General features: G+C 37.2%; 8 protein-coding genes and 1 tRNA gene. 3 read left to right on the top strand and 6 right to left on the bottom strand.

Annotated features, from left to right (window positions below):
• Positions 1–143: 143 nt before the first annotated feature.
• The gene (locus AW17_RS23010) at positions 144–368 is read right to left on the bottom strand and encodes a GIY-YIG nuclease family protein (RefSeq protein WP_036670782.1); all 225 of its coding nucleotides are present in this window, start codon (positions 366–368) and stop codon (positions 144–146) included.
• A 152-nt stretch (positions 369–520) separates the two neighbouring features.
• Positions 521–594, bottom strand: a tRNA-Asn gene (locus AW17_RS23005).
• Positions 595–852: 258 nt separating this feature from the next.
• Here AW17_RS23005 and AW17_RS23000 point away from each other — a divergent pair.
• Positions 853–1,773, top strand: coding sequence for a PfkB family carbohydrate kinase (locus AW17_RS23000; protein ID WP_029280619.1), 921 nt, complete (start codon positions 853–855; stop codon positions 1,771–1,773).
• 117 nt (positions 1,774–1,890) lie between these two features.
• Here AW17_RS23000 and AW17_RS22995 read toward each other — a convergent pair whose 3' ends face one another.
• The 3 genes from AW17_RS22995 to AW17_RS22985 form a co-directional block, all read right to left on the bottom strand.
• Positions 1,891–2,133, bottom strand: a complete 243-nt coding sequence (locus tag AW17_RS22995) for a cytochrome b5 domain-containing protein (RefSeq protein WP_029280617.1) — start codon at positions 2,131–2,133, stop codon at positions 1,891–1,893.
• Positions 2,134–2,609: 476 nt separating this feature from the next.
• Positions 2,610–3,314, bottom strand: a complete 705-nt coding sequence (locus tag AW17_RS22990) for a lycopene cyclase domain-containing protein (protein WP_029280615.1) — start codon at positions 3,312–3,314, stop codon at positions 2,610–2,612.
• Position 3,315: 1 nt separating this feature from the next.
• Positions 3,316–3,846: a hypothetical protein gene (locus tag AW17_RS22985; RefSeq protein WP_029280613.1), complete on the bottom strand. Its 531-nt coding sequence runs from the start codon at positions 3,844–3,846 to the stop codon at positions 3,316–3,318.
• A 197-nt stretch (positions 3,847–4,043) separates the two neighbouring features.
• On the opposite strand from AW17_RS22985, the gene AW17_RS22980 reads away from it, so the two are divergent.
• Both AW17_RS22980 and AW17_RS22970 read left to right on the top strand, forming a co-directional pair.
• Positions 4,044–4,346 (top strand): GIY-YIG nuclease family protein, encoded by a 303-nt coding sequence (locus tag AW17_RS22980; protein ID WP_029280611.1) that lies wholly within the window; start codon positions 4,044–4,046, stop codon positions 4,344–4,346.
• A 633-nt stretch (positions 4,347–4,979) separates the two neighbouring features.
• Positions 4,980–6,461 (top strand): phytoene desaturase family protein, encoded by a 1,482-nt coding sequence (locus AW17_RS22970; RefSeq protein ID WP_029280607.1) that lies wholly within the window; start codon positions 4,980–4,982, stop codon positions 6,459–6,461.
• A gap of 220 nt (positions 6,462–6,681) precedes the next feature.
• On the opposite strand, the gene AW17_RS22965 is transcribed toward AW17_RS22970, so the two are convergent.
• Positions 6,682–6,878 (bottom strand): hypothetical protein (locus AW17_RS22965; protein WP_036670779.1); only part of this gene is annotated, 197 nt, incomplete at its 5' end.

The raw sequence follows: 6,878 nt of genomic DNA, 5'->3' as shown, positions 1-6,878 counted from the left end.
AGCCTCATCTTTGCTTAACTGGCGTATACTCTGGACACTGTTCCTGAAAAGTATATCCAGATTCTTATTACCCCTGCTAATTAACCTTGAATCGGATAAACTCGTAAAACCTCGTGTTTGCATCCAACAAAGAAACAAATTATTCAGAAATGTGTCCACACCTTTTTAACCGTTTTCTCAATCCTCATAGCGAAACCACGATTCTCGCCTAAAGCAATAGATTTCTTCAAAATCCATGGGCGGTGTTTTGAGGTATAGGTCGTTCTTTCGCTATTGTTATGCTCATATAGTCGTTTTTCGGCATCTTCTGTATAGCCAACATAGTACTTATCAGAAGAACTGGAATATAAAATATATAAGTAAAACATAAAAATATTAAAAACAAGAAAGCCCTACCAGACGTGGTAAGGCTTATTCTTTGAAACAGAAGAACTGGAATATAAAATATATAAGTAAAACATAAAAATATTAAAAACAAGAAAGCCCTACCAGACGTGGTAAGGCTTATTCTTTGAAATTGCTCCCTCTGCTGGGCTCGAACCAGCGACCCTCTGATTAACAGTCAGATGCTCTAACCAGCTGAGCTAAGAAGGAATATTTATTTATTCTGGTTGTGTTTCATTAATACCGATCAAAATCCTCTGATCTTTTCTTGCCCTCTGATTAATCCCGATGCATCGGGACTCTAACCAGTTGAGCTAAGAAGGAGTACTGGTCGTTTCCTAAAACGAGGTTCTTTGCACTTTATAGCACACATACCCTTGTTCGTTTTGGGAATGCAATATTAGGGCTTTTAAATTATTTATGCAATATTTGCAGTGAAAAATTTTAAAAAAAAATTAACACATAGATATGAGCCTGATAATCATAGGTACTGTAGCTTTTGATGCTATTGAAACTCCTTTCGGAAAAACAGATAAAATTGTAGGTGGAGCAGCAACTTACGCAAGTTTAGCGGCTTCTTACTTTTATAATAAAGCAAAAATTGTAGCAGTAGTAGGTGATGATTTTCATCAATCAGATATTGATACCTTCACCACACACGGTATTGATACCGAAGGACTACAGATTAAAGCAGGTGAAAAATCATTTTTTTGGTCAGGAAAATACCATAACGACATGAATAGCCGTGATACTTTAATTACGGAATTGAATGTACTGGAAAATTTCGATCCGATTATCCCAGAGAGCTATCAAGACTGCGAATACCTGATGTTAGGCAACCTAACCCCACAGGTACAGCAAACGGTAATCAAACGACTTAAAAACCGCCCGAAATTAATCGTAATGGACACCATGAACTTCTGGATGGATATTATGATGGATGATTTATTGGAAACCATTAAAATGGTAGATGTATTAACCATTAATGATGCCGAAGCGCGTCAGTTATCGGGTGAATACTCATTGGTTAAAGCTGCTAAAAAAATTCTTGCCATGGGACCAAAATATTTGATCATTAAAAAAGGTGAACATGGTGCATTGTTATTCCACGAAGATCAGATTTTCTCAGCTCCGGCTTTGCCTTTGGCAGAAGTATTTGACCCAACAGGTGCCGGCGATACTTTCGCAGGAGGCTTTATCGGCTATTTGGCTAAAGTGGGTACAATTAACTTCAACAACATGAAAAATGCGATCATTTATGGCTCTGCTTTGGCTTCTTTCTGCGTAGAGAAATTTGGAACGGAAAGGTTATTAAATTTAACCGATGAAGAGGTTGCAGCAAGAATTCAGGAATTTGTAAGCTTAAGTGCTTTTACAATTGAAGTTTAATATAAATTAATTGTCATCCTGAGCCTGTCGAAGAACTTAACACTAGAGTTGTTTCGACAGGCTCAACATGACATATCTTAATTTTAATTGTACCGTTTAAATCTACCCTAACAAAAATCAATTTGGTGTAGTCAATATGGCAATCGGTATAAATTTCTCAAAAACAGCTTCAGTGTGGGGTGCATCGGGCAGTTCGTCTGTTAAATCTTGTCCGGCCCAGTGCTCATAATGTTTACCGTTCCGCCACAGCCTGCTATCGGTCATATCGTAGATCAAACCTTTATAAGCCACCCATATTTGAGGTTTGTCCTGTCCGTTGCGTAAAGCGAGTTGCTGTTTGGTATAGCTGGGTAAATCCATTTAATTAATTTCGGGTTGAAGATAAACAAAAGGTATTTAAACATATAAGAAATGTAAGAACCATATAAGCTTATATGTCTTATATGGTTAAAAGTAGCCATTGTCAGTCCGAGCGGAGTCGAAGACTATATGCTGGGGATTTCAATTTATTATTCTCATTTGAAGCGCAAGGCTTGTACAAAGCACCAAATTTCCTCCCGTTTTCCGCTTTTACGCTTCGCTGCCTCGTACCTCGTTGCTGCAGGGTAACGCTTCAACCGGGGCTAGGTGGCCACGACAGCATTTCATTTTTGAGGTTGCAGGGTGCATAAACCCCTGTTCTTAAACCCGACAATAGCGGCAGCCTCCGATTCTTCTATCGGAGCTACAGCGAATGGCGGGACTGCAAACCGCCAAAAACGGCTGTACGCTCATTTTCTAATAAAAAGACCATCCTTCGATTACGCTCAGGATGACATATTATAAAATAAGTTCTTTTAATTTTCCAATCTTAACTCGTCTTTCTTCGTGGTACTACTTTTAAAAACTTCGTACAGGTAGATATTCATCAACAACAGCACCATTAAATAAAAATGATCTTCGAAAGGGATAGTACCCACTCTAAAACCAAGGTTTTGCTTATCGTTATACATCACCACAGGTATAGAAGTTAAAAACCCATTTACAATATAGAAAGGAATAAGCGAAATTAAGTAGGCCCTGTAGAACTTGTACATAAACCTAAAATCGACATTTACATATTCTACATAGGCCAGCACCATAAATAAAAAGCCAAAATTGATCAGCGTGTACCACCTGTTGTAACCAAAAAACAAAATGGCCACACAAAGCCCGAGGAACAAATTACTTACTGCGAGGCTATACTTTTGCAAGTCGTTTTTTGGAAAATAGGCATTCAAACATTCGTAAATAAACACGCAGGCATAAGGAACGGTTAAAAAGAATAGAATCTCTTCTAAAGGTAGTCCCAAAAGATTTACCCCAATAAGGTAATCGGGATTAAAAGACCACACATTGAGCTTGGTAAACAGTATATCCCAAATTAAAAACACCAAGCCCGTAATCAATATTGATGGGAATACAAACTTCCATTTGCTAAAAAAATGAACCTTTTTATCGAATGATAAAACCAGGGGAAAGAAAATTACAGCAAGATTGATAAGTAGATAGGTATAATTCATTCTAAAGGTGTTTTGTCAAAATTTTAACTTCAGCTGGCGTACATTTTTTACTGTCGATCATAAATTTAGCTACGTTTTTAACCAATTCTCGATCGGCAAGACCAAAATTTTCATTTTGATAATGTTTAAGGATCTCTTTTTTATCCTGAGCTAAATCTTTACTAAAGCCGAGAAAAGAAGGTGTGTAAAACTCAATAGAAAACCGCATAAAGCGAATTTCCATATTTTCCTTATCCATATCAATTGCTTTTTGCATGGTTTTGAGCGATCGGCTCACATATTTGATCTTATTATATGGGTTCCAGGAGTGTTTGGCTTTAAGGGCCTCCAAAGTTCCGGTGTAACCCGTAATTAAAGCGGTTTTATTGGGCAGTTTGTTCAGCTTAACAAATAACGAGTCGGTTAGCTTCGAATTTTCTACCGCTTTAACCATATTCGTTTTTAATATCGCAATTTCCTGGGTAGATAACTGGGCGTAAGTAATATGGCTTGCTGCAAACAGCAGAAAAAATATAATGCGTAGTTTAATCATGAGTTTGGGCAAAGGTAAGAAAAGCTAAGCGCTTTTGCTTCCGCTGTCATCCTGAGTGCAGCAAAGGATCTCAATCCGATGAAACACAGAACCTAGACTATCGATCCAACCGAGTTCCAATAAAAGAAAGATTCTTCACTGCGTTCAGAATGACAAAGCACTTTAGTTAAAATCATAAAAAATATTTATTTTTAATAATGGATCATAATTATTTCGTTTACATTTTAACCAATAAAAACAAAACCGTGGTTTATACCGGAGTAACAAACGATCTAGAAGCAAGACTTAGACAGCATATAGAGAACAAAGAAAATAAGTTCGCTTTTACTTATAAATATAATTGCCACTATATGGTTTATTTTGAGCGGTTTGAACACATTGAATATGCTATTGAACGAGAAAAAGAAATAAAAGGCTGGACAAGAGCAAAAAAGAATGCGTTAATTGGACGTAAAAACAAAAATTGGGATTTTCTTAATGATATGATTGTTGAAGAATAAATCATTTGTTGATCTTGGCGCCATAGTGTCATCCTGAGCATAGCGAAGGATCTCCAACCGATGAAACACAGTACCCAAACTATGGATTAAATTAAACTCCCATAAAGATTACTTCCAATAAAAGAAAGATTCTTCACTGCGTTCAGAATGACAAACCTCCCTTTACTGTCATCCTGAGCATAGCGAAGGATCTCCAACCGATGAAACACAGAACCCCGACTATCGATCCAACCGAGTTCCCATAAAGATTACTTCCAATAAAAGAAAGATTCTTCACTGTGTTCAGAGAATGACAAACCTCCCTTTACTGTCATTCTGAGCGCAGCGAAGAATCCCCAACCTATGAAATACAAAACCCAAACTATCGATCGAATCAAGCCCCCATAAAGATTACTTCCAATAAAAGAAAGATTCTTCACTGCGTTCAGAATGACAAACCTCCCTTTACTGTCATCCTGAGCATAGCGAAGGATCTCTAACCGATGAAATACAGTACCCAAACTACTGATCGAATCAAGCCCCCATAAAGATTACTTCCAATAAAAGAAAGATTCTTCACTGCGTTCAGAATGACAACCACATACAATGACAAAAAACAAAAACAAAACGCAATAAAATTCCTTTATTTACACCATGGAGAAAAAACCCAGGGTTACCATTATCGGTGCTGGCTTTGCAGGTTTGGCTGCTGCAGCTTTATTGGCTAAAGATGGTTGTGATGTTACGGTGATCGAAAAAAACGAAATGGCCGGTGGCAGGGCCAGAACCTGGCAAAAAGACGGATTTCTTTTCGATATGGGCCCCAGCTGGTACTGGATGCCAGATGTTTTCGAAAACTACTATAACCTATTCGGCAAAACTGCCGCAGATTTTTATGCGCTAAAAAGATTAAACCCTTCTTACCGTATTTATTTTGGCAAACAGGATACTATTGATGTTCCGGAAACATTAGCTGATTTATATGCTTTATTTGAAAAGCTAGAGCCAGGAAGCAGCAAAAACTTAAAACATTTTCTCGATCAGGCGAAGTACAAGTATGATGTAGGCATGAATGAGTATGTTTTTAAGCCTTCGCACAGCGTAATGGAATATTTTGATCCCAGATTGGCTGTTAGTGGAATCAAATTGCAGCTTTTGGGCAATATGCGTAAACATGTTTACCGGTTATTCAAGAATGAGCGTTTGAGGAAACTTTTAGAATTCCCGGTTTTATTTTTAGGAGCCACACCACAAAACACACCTGCTTTATATAGCTTGATGAACTATGCCGATCTCGTTTTAGGCACCTGGTACCCCATGGGCGGCATGCACAAAATTGTGGCTGCTATGCAACAAATAGCCGAAAGTGAGGGTGTAAAATTTATTTTCGATACCGAGGTAACCAAAATTGAAGTGAAAAACAACCTGGCAGAGTATGTAATTACCAACAAGGGCAACTTTAAAAGTGATTTTGTGGTGGGCAATGCCGATTATCACCATATTGATCAACATCTTTTTGATAAACCTTACCGTAATTACAGCGAAAAATATTGGAATGAAAGAACAATGGCCCCCTCCTGCCTTTTGTTTTATATCGGCTTAAATAAAAAACTAGACAATATATTACACCACAACTTATTCTTTGATGAGGATTTCGATCAACATGCCGAAGAAATCTATACCAAACCGCAATGGCCATCAAAACCCCTATTTTATGCATGTTGTCCTTCCGTAACCGATAAAAGTGTTGCACCGGAGGGCTGTGAGAACCTTTTCTTTTTAATTCCGGTAGCACCTGATTTAGCAGATAGCGAAAGTAAAAGGGAAGAATACTTTAATTTATTGATCGAACGCTTTAAAGATTTAACCGGTAACGATATTGGCGGTAACATTTTGTTTAAGCGCAGTTATGCCATGAACGATTTTGTGGAAGATTACCATGCCTTTAAAGGAAATGCGTATGGATTAGCAAACACATTGAAACAGACGGCTTTTTTAAAACCTAAGATGAAAAGTAAGGTAACAAATTTTTTATACACCGGACAATTAACCGTTCCGGGGCCTGGTGTACCACCTGCAATCATCTCTGGGCAAGTGGCAGCAAAAGAAATAAAAAAAAAGTTAAAAAAAGCTTGACAAATTTAAAATTTCCCTTATCTTTATAACCACAAAACAAAAATACTGCAATAAAGCTTCAAAACACATAATCGTTCGGGGTTTGCATTTGTTTCGAAATAAGAGAGAAGGCGAATTGTTGAAAGAAAAAATAAGAATCAACTAACCAAATATATGATAAGCAAAAAGGCCTGAATTTTCAGGCCTTTTGCTTTTTACAGTGTTTTGGAAATAACTAGTTCTAGTCTATCCGCCATTCGTGTATTAAAGTAGATTTCGCTTCAATTTTTTCTTTCAATTTGATTTCAGCACTTCTTTTGCCAAAAAGTGCTAAAACCATAAAAATTGACATAAAAGAAAGTGGAAATTTATGTGGGTTTTTCGACATCAGAAATATAACAGTAGCAACAATAATCGCCAAAAGTGTCATTAGTACTA

Origin of the sequence: Pedobacter borealis DSM 19626 (assembly GCF_000708285.2) — a bacterium.
Lineage (GTDB): Bacteria > Bacteroidota > Bacteroidia > Sphingobacteriales > Sphingobacteriaceae > Pedobacter > Pedobacter borealis.
This window is presented reverse-complemented; position numbering and strand designations above follow the sequence as displayed.

Excerpts from the sequence above, each read along its gene's own strand:
- AW17_RS22995 (WP_029280617.1), bottom strand. The coding sequence starts at position 2,133 with ATGGATTTACCCAGCTATACCAAACAGCAACTCGCTTTACGCAACGGA.
- AW17_RS22985 (WP_029280613.1), bottom strand. The coding sequence starts at position 3,846 with ATGATTAAACTACGCATTATATTTTTTCTGCTGTTTGCAGCAAGCCAT.
- AW17_RS22990 (WP_029280615.1), bottom strand. The coding sequence starts at position 3,314 with ATGAATTATACCTATCTACTTATCAATCTTGCTGTAATTTTCTTTCCC.
- AW17_RS22980 (WP_029280611.1), top strand. The coding sequence starts at position 4,044 with ATGGATCATAATTATTTCGTTTACATTTTAACCAATAAAAACAAAACC.
- AW17_RS22970 (WP_029280607.1), top strand. The coding sequence starts at position 4,980 with ATGGAGAAAAAACCCAGGGTTACCATTATCGGTGCTGGCTTTGCAGGT.
- AW17_RS23000 (WP_029280619.1), top strand. The coding sequence starts at position 853 with ATGAGCCTGATAATCATAGGTACTGTAGCTTTTGATGCTATTGAAACT.
- AW17_RS23010 (WP_036670782.1), bottom strand. The coding sequence starts at position 368 with ATGTTTTACTTATATATTTTATATTCCAGTTCTTCTGATAAGTACTAT.